Source organism: Arthrobacter sp. MMS18-M83 (genome assembly GCF_026683955.1).
Lineage (GTDB): Bacteria > Actinomycetota > Actinomycetes > Actinomycetales > Micrococcaceae > Arthrobacter.
The window spans coordinates 2,854,840-2,869,518 of the sequence record NZ_CP113343.1 but is presented as its reverse complement, the minus strand read 5'-3'; the positions used below and the strand labels follow the sequence as shown (position 1 = coordinate 2,869,518).

Below are 14,679 nucleotides of genomic sequence, written 5' to 3'. Positions count from 1 at the left end.
AAGACGGGGTGGCATCCCCCATGCTTGCTGCATGTACTCAGCGTCGAGCCCATACCGCATCATCACCGTCTGCACGGGGAACATCTGCCGCTCGCCCATGGCTGAGCTGATGTTGACCGAAGCGTTCGACGCCGGAGGGTTGGGTGGGGCGGTTGTGGTGGACTCCGCTGGGACCACGTCATACGAGGCCGGGCACCCCATCGACCCACGCGCCGCCCGTGTCCTTTCGGCGCACCGCATCCGCTCTGAGAAGCACGTGGCCAGGAGTTGGCGGCAGGAATGGTTCCGGGAACGGGACTTGATCCTGGCCCTCGATGTGGACCACTACGGCTGGCTGCACGAGGCCGCCCCGGACTCACAAACGCTCGCCAAAATCCGGATGCTGCGCAGTTTCGACCCCGCGGTGGCCGGCCGGAGCACCCTGGATCTGGGCATCGAGGATCCTTGGTACGGCGGCCACCACGATTTCGACGTCACGTGGAACCTCATCCGCGCGGCCGTCCCCGGGATCGTAGCCCACACGCGGGCCGCCCTCGCAGCAGGACATCCGGGCGCCGGGCAGCAGGCACAGCACCTCGACCCGCAGCAGGTACGCTCTATTTCATGACCCCAGCACCCGTGATCATCGCCGTCGATGGCCGCTCCGGCGCCGGAAAGACCACCCTCGCCGTCGAACTGGCCGCCCGTCTCCGCATGCATCACAAGGTGTCGCTGTTCCATCTTGAGGACATCTATCCGGACTGGAACGGCCTCGCCGCGGGCATCGAGCGGTACGTCACCACCGTCCTGGCACCACTGCACAACGGCGATGCGGCCGAATGGGTCAGTTGGGACTGGGAGAAACACTACGACGGCCGCAGCCACGTGACCTTGCCCGCCGAGATCGTCATTGTGGAGGGCGTCGGGGCGGCCGCCAGCGCCGCCCGGCCCATGCTGGACGCCGTGGTTTGGGTAGACGTCCCCGACGACGAACGCAAGCACCGCGCATTGGCCCGGGACGGCAGCAGCTACGAACAGTTCTGGGACAGTTGGGCATCCCAGGAAGACGAGTGGCTGGAGACCGACGACGTCCTCGAACACCTTGACATCAGGGTCCGGAACCGGGCGGACGGCAATGCCCCGGAGGACGTGCTGCAAGCGCTGAACTACCTCCCCTCCCTCTCCCCCGTGTTGGCTCCCGAGCTCTCGGCACGCCGCGGTTTGAGTTTGAACTACGAGCGCCATGAGGGCGTGCTCCCGGATCCGGCGGCCTTGTTTTCCGAGCTGTATGGCGATTCGCCGCGGGCAGTATGGCTGGATTCCTCCAACGCTTCCGGCAACAGCACGGCTCCGGGCGCGGATCGCCGCCGCTTCAGCATCATGGCCGACGATTCGGGAGCCTTCGGACAATGGGCCCGGCACTCCGATGGAGTCACCACCATTACGGCCGGCCAGGCATCCGTGGCCGCGGAAGGACTGTTCTTCCGTTGGCTCAACTCGGTTTGGGGTCGCCGAACGCTCAAAGGCCCCGATGGCTATGGATGCGGATTCACCCTCGGCTGGCTCGGCTACTTGGGGTACGAGTTGAAGCGCGAGACGGGCGGGTCCAACGTACGATCGCACACCCCGGACGCCCAACTGATCTTCGCCGGCCGGGCGGTGGTCCTCGACCACCAGAGCGGCCACGTCTGGGCCCTCACCCTTGACCCCGACGACGGCGAGTGGCTCGCCCGGGTGCGTCGCGCCGTCGGGCGCTCCTCGGAGAAGCCGCTGCCGGTGCCGGGAACACCGCCGGTTCCGAGCTTTTCCAGCCGCGACACCGAAGACGAATACAAAGGCAAAATCACTGACGCCCAGCACCAGATCGCCGAGGGCAACACGTACGAGGTCTGCCTGACCACCACCGTGAGCGCCGCGGATCCGGGACTCGACCCGTGGGAGAGCTACCTCGCGCTGCGTGACCGCAACCCCGCGCCTTTCGCGAGCTACTTGCGGTTCGGCGAGCTGACGGTAGCCAGCACCTCGCCGGAGCGCTTCCTTCGGATAACCTCCGACGGCGGCATGCGGGCCGAGCCGATCAAGGGCACCAGGGCCCGGGCGAACGATCCCGTCATCGACGATGCGCTGCGGCGTGGCCTCGAATCCTCCCTCAAAGACCGTGCCGAGAACATCATGATCGTGGACCTGCTCCGCAATGATTTGAGTCATTTTGCTGTGCCCGGATCGGTGACTGTCAGCCGGCTATGCGCGGTGGAAAGCTACGCCACGGTGCACCAGATGGTGAGCACCATCGACGCCCAGTTGCGGCCGGGAACCCCCGGGCCGAGGCCGTGGCCGCCGCATTCCCCGCTGGGTCCATGACGGGCGCCCCGAAGATCAGCACCATGGACATCCTGGACCAGCTGGAGTCCGGCCCTCGCGGGATCTACTCCGGCGCCATCGGCTACTTTTCGCTCAACGCGGCGACGGACCTCGCCGTCGTGATCCGGACTTTGGTGATGGGTCCGGACGGCGACGGCGGACGGATGCTCAGTCTCGGCGTCGGTGGAGCCATCACGGCGGACTCCACGCCCTTGGACGAATACGAAGAAATCCGGACCAAGGCATTCGGGGTGCTCTCGGCGCTGGGCGCGGAGTTCCCCGAGGGCTGAGTCAGTCGTGCTCTTCCGTGCGGGCGCGGACCGTTCTGGGATCGTTGCGGGTAATCGTGTAGTAGATGAGGCTGGCGAGGATGGCCCCTACGAACCATGAATACGGGCCCAGGCCCGAGCCTCCCGGGAGGAAGGCCTGCAGTGCCGGGACCAGCGCCATGACACCGGCGACGACGGCGGCCGGAACCAGCGCGGCGATGGCCTTGAGATTCCAGCCCTTGGTATAGAAGTAGAGGCCCTTCTCGTCCTCGTGGTACAGGTCCGAGACCTTGCAGCGCTGGTGCCGGATGCGGAAGAAGTCGGTGAAGATGACCCCGAACAGCGGGCCAAGCAGCGCGCCCAGGCCGCCCAGGAAGTACACAATCACCACCGGGCTGCTGAAGAGGTTCCACGGCAGGATCACGATCGCCAAGACTGCACTGATAAGGCCGCCGCGGCGGAAGTCGATCCTATGCGGGGCCACGTTGGCGAGGTCGTAGGAGGCTGAGACGAAGTTTGCCACCACGTTGATGCCGATCGTGGCCACCACAAACGTGACAGCGGCGATGATGGTGATCCACGGATTCTTGATGGCCTGAACGATCGCGACGGGGTCGGTGATGACCTTGAACATGTCCTGGCCGCGGTACTGGTCTGCGGTGAAGTAGGACGCCGCCCCGGCGGTGACCACCACCGTGACAAGGGCGAAGGCGATGAAGTTCACTGGCAGGCCCCAGAAGTTTCCGCGCAGGATGGTCCTGCGATCCGGGGAGAACCGGGAGAAATCGCAGAAGTTCAGGAGCAGTGCCGAGAAGTAGGTGACCGTCAGGGCGATGGCGGAGAAGAACTGCGTAAGCGCCGCGGGGCCGTCCAGGGGCGCGACACCCGGAATCGAGAGGCTGAACTTGTCACCCGCTTGAGTCAGGATGTAGACCGCGAGCGCGAACATGGCCACCCAGATGGCAGGGCCGGCCCAATCCTGGAATTTCCGGACCGTCTCCATGCCCCGGCGGATGACCAGCAGCTGGACCGCCCAGAGGACCAGGAAAGCAGCCCATCCGAGCGGCGTCAGGCCAAGGATGCGCGGCACGTCCGGGCCGTCGAGGGAGGTCAGTTGCGGCCATACCGAGAACAACAGCACCAACACTGCTTCCGAGGCGAGCCACGTCTGGATGCCGTACCAGGCAATGGCAATGAGCGCCCGGATGAGGGCCGCGAGGTTGGCGCCGAAGAGGCCGAAGGACATCCGTGCCAGGACCGGATAAGGGACGCCGGTCTTCTGCCCCGCAGTCCCCGCGAAGTTCATGAGGAAATAGACCAGGGTGATGCCAAGGACGAGTGCCAGGAAGACCTGCCAGCCCACCAATCCAGTGATGAAGAGGCCCGCGGCGAAGGTGTAACCGGCGATGCTGTGGACGTCGCACATCCACAGGGCGAAGAGGCTGCGGACCCTCCAGTTCCGTTGCCTGGCCGGGGCGAGGTCCTCGTTCCACAGCCGGTCGCTGACCACTCGGCCTTCGGCCAGGATCCGAACCTTCTCCGGGTGTTCAACACTCGGCTCCGGTGGTGCCTGTACGGCCGGGGTTTCATTTTTCCGCACCATGATGCCTCCGAAGAACGCTTCCAAACATGCTTGGAATTACAGAATCGCCCCATCGCGGCAGGAAGGAAAGCCCCCGGCTGCGGCCGTAATCTGCAGCAACACCGCGGCCCCCGCGCCGCCCGTCAGAGCCAGATACCGCTCCCGGACCAGGTTTCCATCCTCTGCGGTGATCCGGCTTTTTGGGCGCAACGTGATCCGGAGGATCCCATCACCGGCGTCTTCCATCGTGACATTCGCACTATGCGCACCTGACGGCACATTGCCATCAGTCGGTTCGACGGCAGGAACGGCGTCCGCGTCCACGCGAAGGTGCGATTCGTCCTCGGCTTGGACAAGTGTCGTCATCAAATCCCCCCAGGAAGTGATTGAACTAACGTCCGCATCGACGCAGCAACACCCCCGGATCAGCTAGAGCCGGGTACTGGCCAGCGTACTCCTGAGCTTGCCTGACGTCCATGAACTTGCTTGTGGACGCTCAGGCCGTCAGGTTTAGCATCTCCGCATACCGGTCGATCATCATGTGTTGGCCCTTGATCTGGGAGATCAGCTCCGGGCTGGCGATCTCGCCGTCGGGCAGTTGTCCTGAGCCGCCCGCGGGCCCCAACGGAAGAATGATGACGGGCCGCGACGGCGGATAAGCGGCCAACTCGGCTGAGCCGTCGATCTGGGCCTGGATGTTCTTGGCAACCACCGCGGCCTCGCGTCCGGCGACGCCGGCTTTGTTGACGTCGATCGCCGAGATATCGCCTAAGGCATAGACGTTCTCGAAGCCCACCACGCGGAGTTCCGGGGTGACTTCCAGGTAGCCCTCCGGCGTCCGTGCGCCAAGGAGGTCCCCCGCCGCATAGTCGGTCTGTGGGGCGATCCCGTAGCAGCGGAACCAGATGTCCGCCTCGATGGCCGTGCCGTCCGTGGTGTTGACCGTGAAAGTGCCGAACTCCCCGGCGGGAACCGGGGGCAGCTGTACCAACGCGCTGCCCATGATTCGCCGCACGCCGAGACCATCCAGCTGCCGGTTGACCTCCACCCGCAGCCGTGGATCGTACGGTCCGGGAAGGATGTCCGGCGCCAGATCCACCAGCACAATATCCTTGTCCGGCCATGCGGACGCGATCTCGCCAGCGAATTCAAGGCCCACCGCCCCGGCACCAAGGAGCATCACCCTGCTGGCCCGTTTGAGGTCATCATGTGCGGCTTGATAGCGGGCGATGGCGTCGGTGGTGACCAGCCGATCACTTTTGGCCGGGAAGGGGTAGCTGGAACCACTGGCGAGAACAATATAGTCCGGCATCAAATTGGCCCCCGAAGCCAACTCGACCGTGTGTCCGTCCACCCTGACAGCTCGATCGCGCAACACTTCGCCGTGCACCAGCAGCCGGTCGTACGGCAGGAACATGCGCGGCAGGAAGTCGGGCTGGACCACGGAGCGTAGCGCCGCGATGTTGTGGACGAAGGCGTCCTTGGGCTCCACCAAGGTGACGATCGCATGTTCGTCGAGCGCCTTGGCTACCGCGATGCCACCGTAGCCTCCGCCGATAACCACCGCAGTGGGGCGATGGGCCTGATCATTCATGGCAACTCCTTAGGTAAGAAGCTCACGCTGCTCGGCTGGTGCCGCTCAGATCGTTCATGAATCACAACGATTTAAAATGAACAATAATTTCCTCAGTGATAAGATTTTCTCGATGAGTCCTTCAGCAGCGGGCAAACAATTGGGGTTTCTCTTGGCGCGCCACGGGCGCATCATGAACACTCGTCTTCGCCAAGCGCTGGACTTCTCCGGTCTTAGTCCGAGGCATGCGGTCCTCTTGTGCCGGCTCGACGAGTCGGGGCCCATCAGCCAGCAAGGCCTCATCGATATCCTCTCGATCGACGCCAGCGCACTCGTGGCCGTATTGAACGATCTTGAACGCGACGGGCTCGCAGAACGCCGCCGCGATCCAGCGGACCGCCGCCGCCATATCGTGGAAATCACCGCGGAAGGCAAACGCGCGGTGGGTTCGATCGAAGTTGCCGTGGCCGACGTCGAACGCGAGGCCTTTGCCGGATTCTCCGCGAATGAACTCTTCCAACTCCACGGGCTGCTGTCGCGGATCCATGCCGAACCCGCAGACGAAGCCTGCGCCGAGGATTGACCCTTATTGCAGCGTCGCCGTCAATCGCGCCACGTTGTCCACGTACTTGGCAAGCATCGGCCGGTCCAGCCAATCGTCCAGGGTCAGTTCGCGGCACATTTCCCGGTACGAAAACTCCACGGAGCGCATACTGTCCACGGCCTCCGCACCCAGGAGCATCACGGAGACCTCCATGTTGAGGGAGAAGGAGCGCATGTCCATGTTGCTTGAACCGAGAACCGCAACTTCATCGTCGATCGTGAAGTGCTTGGCGTGCAGCACGTACGGTGCCCGGTACAGGTAGATCCGCACTCCGGCTTCCAAGAGCGCTTCGTAGTAGGACCGCTGCGCGTGATGCACCAGGAACTGGTCGCCCTTCTCGGACACAAAAAGTTCCACATCCACGCCACGCTGGGCCGCCGTCGTGATGGCATACAGGAGCGAATCGTCAGGCACGAAGTAAGGGCTGCAAATCGAGATGCGGTGCTGGGCCGAGTAGATCAACGTGTTGAAGAGGCGCAGGTTGTTTTCCGTGACAAATCCCGGGCCACTGGGGACCACCTGGGCGGTCATCCTGCCGGGCGCCGCTCGGACCGAGACCTGCAATTGGTTTTCGAGGGACTCGTCCGTTTCGCTGAGCCAGTCGGTGGCGAAGACGACGTTGAGGGTGGCAACGATCGGCCCCTCCATGCGGGCCATGAGCTCCACCCATTTACGGCCGGCGCGTCGGTGCTTGGGGTTGTTATAGGAGGGCTCAATCAGGTTCTGGGAGCCGGTGAAGGCAACTTCGCCGTCGATCACCAGGATTTTCCGGTGGTTCCGCAAATCGGGACGGCGCCACTGACCGAGGACGGGCAACAGAGGCAGCATGCGGCGCCACTGGATCTGGCCACCCCTGAGCCTGCGTACCAGCCTTCGGTAACCCGGTATCCGCAGCGTTCCGATGTGGTCGAACAGGAGCCGCACGTTGACACCGCGCGCGGCCGCGTTTTCCAACTCGGTGAGGAGTTCGTCGGTGACGGAGTCGCTGCTCATGATGTAGAACTCCGCGTTGACGAACTTTTTGGCCCCCCGCACGGCTTCAGCCATGGCCTTGAGTGATTCCTCGTAGCCGGGGATCAGCTCCACGGAGTTGCCGTCCACCATCGGCAGCGAGCCGAGCCGCCGGTTCAGTTCACCCGCCGACGTCACCCATTCGGGTCCGGAGTATGTACTGACGGCGGAGGCGATCGCCGAGGTGCCGGCACGCACCCGTTCGTTGACCTCCTCTTGCTGCTCACGACGACGGCGGGACAGCCGAAAATTGCCGAACAACAGGAAGAGGACGAAACCGACGGAAGGGACGAGGAAGACGGCCAGGAGCCAGGCCATGGCCGTGGTGGGACGGCGGTTCCCCGGGATGACCCCAAGCAGCACGATGCGCAGGATGATTTCAGCGATCGCCCACGCGCCCAGGAGCCAGGTCCACTCCATCCCGAGCTGAAAAGGAAACAGCACTCGACAACCCCCACGGTCAAAAGAACTAGCAGTCAGCACAGCCTATCTGGCGCACCGCTGCTGACCTCACGTGCTGCGGGCCAGCACTAAGCTGGAAGCATGACTTTTCCTGCCTCGACGGTCCTCGTTTTCCTGGATCCCGCGTTCGAAAACGGCCGCATCGCCGATTCCAGCCAGCCGCAGCTCATGGCCACGGACCTGGGCGCCACCCGAGGTGACGGCGTCTTCGAATCGCTGCTCGCCCTCGAGGGCCGGGCACGGAAAGTACAGGCCCATTTGAACAGGCTCGAGAGCTCAGCCCGCGCTCTGGACTTGAACATTCCCGATCAAGAGGTATGGCGCAAGGCGATCAACACTGCAATCACCGAATTCCGCGACGCGTTCCCCGCGCCGAGCCCGGCCGAGGACGAAGTAGTCATCAAGCTTCTGGTGACACGCGGCGTCGAAGGCGCTTCGACTCCCACATGCTGGATCCAGGCTTCGCCGTCCCCCGCGGGCAGTCGCCGGCAGCGCGAGACGGGCATCGACGTCGTACTTCTTGACCGCGGCTTCGACACGGATGCGGGCGAGCGCGCCCCCTGGCTGCTGCTCGGTGCCAAGACTTTGTCCTATGCCGTGAACATGGCCGCTCTGCGCTATGCGCACAAGCAAGGCGCGGACGACGCGATCTTCACCTCAACAGACGGCCGAGTCCTAGAAGGCCCGACCTCCACCGTTTTGCTGGCGCATGTTGAAACGGTGGACGACGGCGCCGGTTCCGTGCGCACGGTCAAGCGCCTCATCACTCCGCAACTGGACAGCGGCATCCTCCCCGGCACCTCGCAAGACGCACTTTTCGCAAAAGCGAAGGCGGCCGGCTGGGAGCTCGGCTACGGCCCGTTGGTCCCGAACGACCTGTTCGACGCCGACGCCGTGTGGCTGATCTCAAGCATCAGGCTCATCGCGCCGGTCAACCACATAGATGGCAGGGAGATCGGCACCCCGGCAATGCGCAAGCAGCTCACGGCCGAGCTCAACGAGCTGTTCGCGGGGATTGAATAGGCGCCATCGCGGCACTACTGACTCAGGATCTGCCTCGCCTCTCAGCCACTGGCCGTAATCCTCACCGCGGCGACTTCTCCAGCTCCGGCAGAGGCGGAGGCGCCCGAGTTGGCACGCGCCACATGGATCTGGACGCTGACCGGCCCCGGCTGCAGCTGAACAACTCCCGTGTATGGGGCGGAGCAATCGAACGTCTGGTCCTGTGGGGCCAACCCGGTCCGCGGATCCTGGCCGATGACCATCTGGACCTCCGGAGCACCAACGCAGGCCGCCGTCACGGTGTACGAGCCGGCGGTCTCTACCTTGGTGCTCTTGCTGACTCCGCTGACCGCGCCGCCCACGGCGCCGGAGTCCTCCAGGATCACTGCCCCGGATGCTTGCCCGAGCAGGTGTCTAGCGATAACCAGGTTGTTGGCTTCAAGGGCGGCTGTGGCCTGATCCTTGGTGGGCACCGGGACCCGCGGCGGAGAAGTCCGCATGGGTGCGGCAGCCGGCCGCGGATCACCGGCGTCGGTATATTCACAGCCGGATATCCCGGCGGCGAGCAGCAGCCCCGCCAGCAATACCGCTACCGTTCTGGTTCCCCCATGACCCGACATGAATCCGAGTGTAGCGGGCAGGGTCATTTGGCTCGCTACACTCTATTGTGCCGCCATGGCCGCGGTAGTTAACTAGTTTCGTGAACCCTGCTGGGGGAGGGCGATCTGCCTCTAGGGCCAGCGGCACCCAGCCGGATAAAAACGTCTGATGCGCCGGTTCTGGGGCCGGCGCATCAGGCTTGGGTTGGCGAGGAAACGTTTCCGCCCATTCCACAAGTGGGCTTGAGTCCGTAGGGTGTCGTCATGAGCATTTACATCAGCCCCGACTCCGCTGCATGGTCGCTGACTGCCATGGCGACTGCCGCGTCAGCGGGATCAATCGACGATGCGAATGCCATGTCCAACTTGGTACAGGAAATCTACGAGACAGAAGGTTTCGAAGCCCTGTCAGGCGTGGTTTTTGCCTTAGCTCATCACAACAGCCTCTCGCTGCATGCCTTGGCCACGGCCACCGGGATATCCGTCCACGAGTTGCTCGAAATCCGAAAGCATCAAGGCACTACCTTCCATCATTCACCGTCGTATTTTGTGCAAGAGTCCAAACCATTGCCACGACGGATCCAAGCAAGCCTGGAACCGCTTCCGAGGGAAACCGAGGCCTAGCTCAGCCAGCCACGCTGGGTAAATGCGTGATCCTGCCACATATTTGCAGGGGCATTCGGGTCCCGCAAGGGCCGACGTCGAGCGCTGCTCTTCGCTCGGATCCGCTAGGCCGCCGCCCCGGTTACGGAACATGACGACGGCCGGTGGTGCGGGCCGCCGTCGTGGATGTTATTTTCTTCTTGAGTAATGAGCACCAGCGCGAAGCCCTGACTTGCTGGTCGGCAACCCTCTCTCCGGCGGGGTGCCTCAGGTGACTACTCGGCGTATCGACACTTTCGAACTGCAAGCGTGACTGAGGAGCACCAATGCCTGAACCCACCGAAGAAAAACTCTCCTACCGGCTCATCACGGGTCCCGACACCAAGGAATTCTGCGAGCGGATCTCCACCGCGCTCTCGGAAGGCTACGTGCTGCACGGCAGCCCGGCTGCCACCTTCAACGGCACGGACGTGATCGTGGCGCAGGCCATCGTCCTCCCCGCGGCGATCGCCAGCGCGGATGCGGCAGTCGCATCTGCAGTGGATGCACTCGACGAAGAGTTCGACGGCGAGGGCCACGCATGAGCTACGCAGGCGACCTGAGCCCGCACGACGCCTGGGCCAAACTGGAGCAGGGCGCCATCCTGGTGGACGTCCGCACCGAAGGCGAGTGGGCACACATCGGCATTCCAGACACCAAGGCCACCGAAAACGATCCCCTGTTCATCCAGTGGAACCTTGCCGGCGGGATCCCCAACACGCGTTTCATCGAAGAGCTGACGCAGCAGGCCCCGGAGGCTGATGGCACCGAGCTGGTTTTCCTCTGCCGTTCCGGCCAGCGTTCCATCGCCGCCGCCATCGCCGCAACACAGGCCGGCTACACCGCCTACAACGTGTTGGAGGGCTTTGAAGGCGAGCCTGACCGCTATGGCGAGCGAACCGTCAACGGCTGGAAAAACCGTGGACTTCCGACGAACCTGGGGAACATCTAAGTGACTTTCAATCCTGACGCCGCCGGCTGGAGCCCTGACACCCAGGCAGTCCGCGGTGGCCTTGACCGTACCAATTTCCAGGAGACTTCCGAGGCCGTTTTCCTCAATTCCGGCTTCGTCTACGAGTCCGCGGCAGCAGCCGAGCGCGCGTTCACCGGAGAGGACGAACGCTTCGTCTACTCCCGTTACGGCAACCCCTCCGTGGCCACCTTCCAGGAGCGCCTCCGCCTGCTCGAAGGCACCGAGGCGTGCTTCGCGACGGCGTCGGGCATGTCCGCTGTCTTCACCGCCCTCGGTGCGTTGCTGGCAGCCGGTGACCGGGTGGTTGCCGCGCGCTCACTGTTCGGTTCCTGCTTCGTCATCCTCAACGAGATCCTGCCGCGCTGGGGAGTCGAGACCGTCTTCGTCGACGGGCCGGACCTGGGCCAGTGGCGTGCCGCGTTGTCCGAGCCGACTACGGCAGTGTTCTTCGAGTCGCCGTCGAACCCCATGCAGGAAATCGTCGACATCGCCGCGGTGAGCGAACTGGCCCACGCGGCGGGCGCCACCGTCGTCGTCGACAATGTCTTTGCCACTCCCCTGCTGCAGCGCTGCGGCGATCTGGGCGCGGACGTGATCGTCTACTCGGGCACCAAGCACATCGACGGCCAAGGCCGGGTCCTGGGCGGAGCGATCATGGGCACCAAGGAGTTCATCGACGGTCCCGTCAAGCAGCTCATGCGACACACCGGGCCATCCCTCTCCGCGTTCAACGCCTGGGTCCTGACCAAGGGCCTCGAAACGATGGGGCTGCGCGTGAACCACTCCTCGGCGTCAGCGCTGCGGATCGCGGAATGGCTTGAGCAACAGCCGGCCATCAGCTGGGTCAAGTACCCGCTCTTGAAGTCGCACCCGCAGTACGAGCTCGCCGCGAAGCAAATGAAGGCCGGCGGCACGGTGCTCACCTTCGAACTGCTCGCCTCTGCGGGGCGCTCGGCGAAAGAGGCCGCCTTCGCGCTTTTGGACGGGCTCTCCGTCATCGACATCTCAAACAACCTGGGCGACTCCAAGTCCCTCATCACCCACCCCGCCACCACCACGCACCGTGCCATGGGTCCGGAAGGCCGCGCGGCCATCGGGCTGGCTGACGGTGTGGTACGGCTTTCGGTGGGACTGGAGGATGTGGACGACCTCATCCGGGACCTGGAACGGGCACTCAAGCAGGTCTAGCAGGTGCGGGTTAGCCCCGGCGTGGTTAGCCGGGCGCCTCGCGCCAGTCCTGGCGCACCCAGGTGAGGACAGGCTGCGGCTTCGTGTCGCTCTCGTCCCTCTCTGATCGCATCGTGATCTGAACGGCGTGCTCGACGACGGCGGCCAGCCCGGAGGCGTCGGGCGCCCCGCCGTTGTTCTCGCTCCAGCGATCGGCAACACCACGCTGTTCGATGGCGCCGTTGCCGCGGCTCAGGATGGCTGCCACGCCGGCCTTCGCCAAATCGAATTCACCCTGTTCGGCGAGCACCGGTTCCAGATATTCCACCAGCGACCAGACCACGTCGGCGGCAGGCTCGGGCCGAAAGGTTCCAAAGTCCAGGAGTTCGCCGCGGAGTCCAAAGTTGCTCGCCTGCCACGACGCCATCCGCAAAAGCACCGTGGGCACTGCCGCAGGCTCTATGCCGGCATGGTATTCACGCACAGAGGTCTCCACCAAGGCCCTGACGAGCACCGCGATCAACGCGGCGTCCTCTGCCCGGAGGCAGACATCGGCAACGCGAACTTCCACCGTGGGAACGTGCCGGGATAGCCGGGCATCGAAGTAGACCATGCCTTCATCCAGCAGGACACCCGTTTCGATGAGCCTTCCGACCACCCGCCGGTAGGAGGCCAAGGAACCGAAGACGGCCGACGGACCCGAGGACGGCCAACGGTTCCAGGCTTGCGTCCGGTAGCTCTCAAAGCCCGTCGCCAGCCCCCGCCAAAAGGGCGAATTGGCGCTGATCGCGGTGAGGACTGCGAGCTTGTCGCGGATGTGGTCCAGGACTACCACGCCTTCTTCCGGGGACTCGATCGAGGTGTGTACGTGGAATCCACAGGTGAGCTGTTCATGTGCCGTGATGCCGAAGCGTTCTAGCATGACGGCATACCGGGGATCCGGAGTGGTGTGCAAAGCGGCGTCCACAGGTGACGTGGCCAACGCCGCGATCCTTGCACCGTGGCGCCGTGCCGCGTGGCTCGCGAGGCCCCGCCCTTTGCGGATCTGGTGCAACAGTTCAGCGTAGCTGCGGCATGGCCTGGTCTGCGTCTCGATCTGCTCAAGCTTGAGCTCGTGGGTGAGGGCGGTATCGGGGTCGTCCATGTCCTCAGGGTTGAAGCTGGTTTCGGGGTCGTCCGGGGTGGGGCCGTCCCGGGGTGCGCCGTCCCGGGGTGCGCCGTTCTGGGGTGCGCCGTTCTGGGGTGCGCCGTTCGGGGCCATGCCCGAAAGGAGCGCGTCGGCAAGGGCAAGGGGCTCGCCGGTCACGGGATCGACGATCAGCAACTCCTCTTCCACACCAAAAGTGCGCACGGATCAATTGTGCGCCATGGCAGCCTTTCGGAAACAGGGGCGGGACAGGGGAGGCCTGCGCCGGAGTCTGACTCCCGACGGATTCTGCTGGATCATTCTGCTGGATGAACTTCCGATGCCCGCGATTCCGCGGACTGCCACCCAGCTGCGGCGAATGATCGTGCGAAATCCGACGCCGGACCGCTCCTCCACAGCCCGATCTGTCCACATGGAGCCATTTCCCAAGTCAATGAAGGCCGGAATCGTGGCTAGCTCGATCCATGGACCCGTTGGAATTCTTGAAATCGCTCGGCGGGGTAGCCCGGGTTGGCTTGCTGCGACGGGAAGGCTACTCCGAGCGTGCTGTGCGGAGCTTGGCCTCCGCCGGGGCTATCCAACCTCGCAAGGGTGTCTGGGCTTTACCGGACGCGGACCCCGAATTTTTGGAGGCCATCATCGACAATTCGCTCCTAACGTGCGCATCCAGTGGCTCCCGTTACCAGCTTTGGCTCAAGGACCGGCCGGGGCGTCTTCACCTGGTCAGCAAACACCACCGCGGCCGACACTTCGCCAGGCATAGTGGCCTTCGCTTCGAGCCGGACCAACGCCTGCCGATCGCTAGTCTTGAGGACACCGTAATTCACGGACTGACATGCCTCAGCGAAGTAGATGCCATAGCCATGGCGCAGTCTGCCATGCAGCATCACGGTGTACCCAGGTTCGTCCTTGAGTCCGAAATGACAGCAAAATATTACGGAACTGCCCGAAAGCGCTTGGCAATGGCTGACGGTTTGTCAGAGTCGGTACCGGAGATCAGCGCGCGGCTCCTGTTCGAATCAGCGGGGCTCAAGTTCCGCCGTCAAGTCCAGATCGCCGGCGTCGGGCGGGTGGACTTCTTGATCGAAAGCTGGCTCGTCGTTGAGATCAACGGCTACCAATTCCACAGTTCACGCGAAGCTTGGCGCCGGGACATGAGCCGGTCCAACATCGCGCAAACCCAGGGTTACGCAGTTTTGAGCTACCCACCCGAGCAGATATGGAACAATCCGGGCGCGGTTCTCCGGGAAATCCGGGCCATGCTGGAACGCGGCTGCCCTCGCGGGTGAAGGATTCTGCACAATCATT

General features: G+C 64.0%; 14 protein-coding genes, 1 pseudogene and 1 riboswitch. Of the genes and pseudogenes, 9 read left to right on the top strand and 6 right to left on the bottom strand.

What is annotated here, in order from left to right; translation table 11 throughout:
• Window positions 1–31: 31 nt before the first annotated feature.
• Complete coding sequence (locus OW521_RS13585) at window positions 32–607, top strand: low molecular weight protein-tyrosine-phosphatase (RefSeq protein ID WP_268020160.1); 576 nt, start codon at window positions 32–34, stop codon at window positions 605–607.
• Window positions 604–2,630, top strand: a pseudogene (gene pabB / locus OW521_RS13580) (aminodeoxychorismate synthase component I). The gene OW521_RS13585 and the pseudogene pabB overlap by 4 nt, the downstream one beginning before the upstream one ends.
• A gap of 1 nt (window position 2,631) precedes the next feature.
• On the opposite strand, the gene OW521_RS13575 reads toward pabB, so the two are convergent.
• The 3 genes from OW521_RS13575 to OW521_RS13565 all read right to left on the bottom strand — a co-directional run bounded on the left by OW521_RS13575 (window position 2,632) and on the right by OW521_RS13565 (window position 5,785).
• Window positions 2,632–4,212: an NCS1 family nucleobase:cation symporter-1 gene (locus tag OW521_RS13575; protein WP_268020159.1), complete on the bottom strand. Its 1,581-nt coding sequence runs from the start codon at window positions 4,210–4,212 to the stop codon at window positions 2,632–2,634.
• A gap of 36 nt (window positions 4,213–4,248) precedes the next feature.
• Window positions 4,249–4,557, bottom strand: a complete 309-nt coding sequence (locus OW521_RS13570; protein WP_268020158.1) for a hypothetical protein — start codon at window positions 4,555–4,557, stop codon at window positions 4,249–4,251.
• 130 nt (window positions 4,558–4,687) lie between these two features.
• Entirely contained in the window at window positions 4,688–5,785 is a 1,098-nt protein-coding gene (locus OW521_RS13565) for an FAD-dependent oxidoreductase (RefSeq protein WP_268020157.1), read from the bottom strand.
• A gap of 112 nt (window positions 5,786–5,897) precedes the next feature.
• Between OW521_RS13565 and OW521_RS13560 the strand changes: the two genes are divergently transcribed.
• Entirely contained in the window at window positions 5,898–6,347 is a 450-nt protein-coding gene (locus OW521_RS13560; RefSeq protein ID WP_268020156.1) for a MarR family winged helix-turn-helix transcriptional regulator, read from the top strand.
• A gap of 3 nt (window positions 6,348–6,350) precedes the next feature.
• Here OW521_RS13560 and cls read toward each other — a convergent pair whose 3' ends face one another.
• Window positions 6,351–7,823 (bottom strand): cardiolipin synthase, encoded by a 1,473-nt coding sequence (cls, locus tag OW521_RS13555; RefSeq protein ID WP_442781156.1) that lies wholly within the window; start codon window positions 7,821–7,823, stop codon window positions 6,351–6,353.
• Window positions 7,824–7,922: 99 nt separating this feature from the next.
• Between cls and OW521_RS13550 the strand changes: the two genes are divergently transcribed.
• Window positions 7,923–8,864, top strand: coding sequence for an aminodeoxychorismate lyase (locus OW521_RS13550; protein ID WP_268020155.1), 942 nt, complete (start codon window positions 7,923–7,925; stop codon window positions 8,862–8,864).
• A 41-nt stretch (window positions 8,865–8,905) separates the two neighbouring features.
• Here OW521_RS13550 and OW521_RS13545 read toward each other — a convergent pair whose 3' ends face one another.
• Window positions 8,906–9,490: a hypothetical protein gene (locus OW521_RS13545; RefSeq protein WP_268020154.1), complete on the bottom strand. Its 585-nt coding sequence runs from the start codon at window positions 9,488–9,490 to the stop codon at window positions 8,906–8,908.
• Window positions 9,491–9,706: 216 nt separating this feature from the next.
• On the opposite strand from OW521_RS13545, the gene OW521_RS13540 reads away from it, so the two are divergent.
• From OW521_RS13540 to OW521_RS13525, 4 genes are all read left to right on the top strand, one after another.
• Window positions 9,707–10,066 carry a hypothetical protein gene (locus tag OW521_RS13540; protein ID WP_268020153.1) on the top strand — a complete coding sequence of 120 codons (360 nt, stop codon included), beginning with the start codon at window positions 9,707–9,709 and terminating at the stop codon, window positions 10,064–10,066.
• Between the two features lie 182 nt (window positions 10,067–10,248).
• Window positions 10,249–10,361, top strand: a riboswitch (SAM riboswitch).
• A 10-nt stretch (window positions 10,362–10,371) separates the two neighbouring features.
• Window positions 10,372–10,629, top strand: coding sequence for a DUF1737 domain-containing protein (locus OW521_RS13535; protein ID WP_268020152.1), 258 nt, complete (start codon window positions 10,372–10,374; stop codon window positions 10,627–10,629).
• Complete coding sequence (locus OW521_RS13530) at window positions 10,626–11,036, top strand: rhodanese-like domain-containing protein (RefSeq protein WP_234750991.1); 411 nt, start codon at window positions 10,626–10,628, stop codon at window positions 11,034–11,036. Before OW521_RS13535 ends, OW521_RS13530 begins: the two co-directional genes overlap by 4 nt.
• Window positions 11,037–12,245 (top strand): O-succinylhomoserine sulfhydrylase, encoded by a 1,209-nt coding sequence (locus OW521_RS13525; protein WP_268020150.1) that lies wholly within the window; start codon window positions 11,037–11,039, stop codon window positions 12,243–12,245. It abuts the gene before it with no gap.
• A gap of 25 nt (window positions 12,246–12,270) precedes the next feature.
• Here OW521_RS13525 and OW521_RS13520 read toward each other — a convergent pair whose 3' ends face one another.
• On the bottom strand, window positions 12,271–13,575 hold the full coding sequence (locus OW521_RS13520; RefSeq protein ID WP_268020149.1) for a glutamate--cysteine ligase 2: 1,305 nt from the start codon (window positions 13,573–13,575) through the stop codon (window positions 12,271–12,273).
• Window positions 13,576–13,844: 269 nt separating this feature from the next.
• Between OW521_RS13520 and OW521_RS13515 the strand changes: the two genes are divergently transcribed.
• Window positions 13,845–14,660 (top strand): endonuclease domain-containing protein, encoded by an 816-nt coding sequence (locus OW521_RS13515; RefSeq protein ID WP_268020148.1) that lies wholly within the window; start codon window positions 13,845–13,847, stop codon window positions 14,658–14,660.
• The last annotated feature ends 19 nt before the right edge of the window (window positions 14,661–14,679 follow it).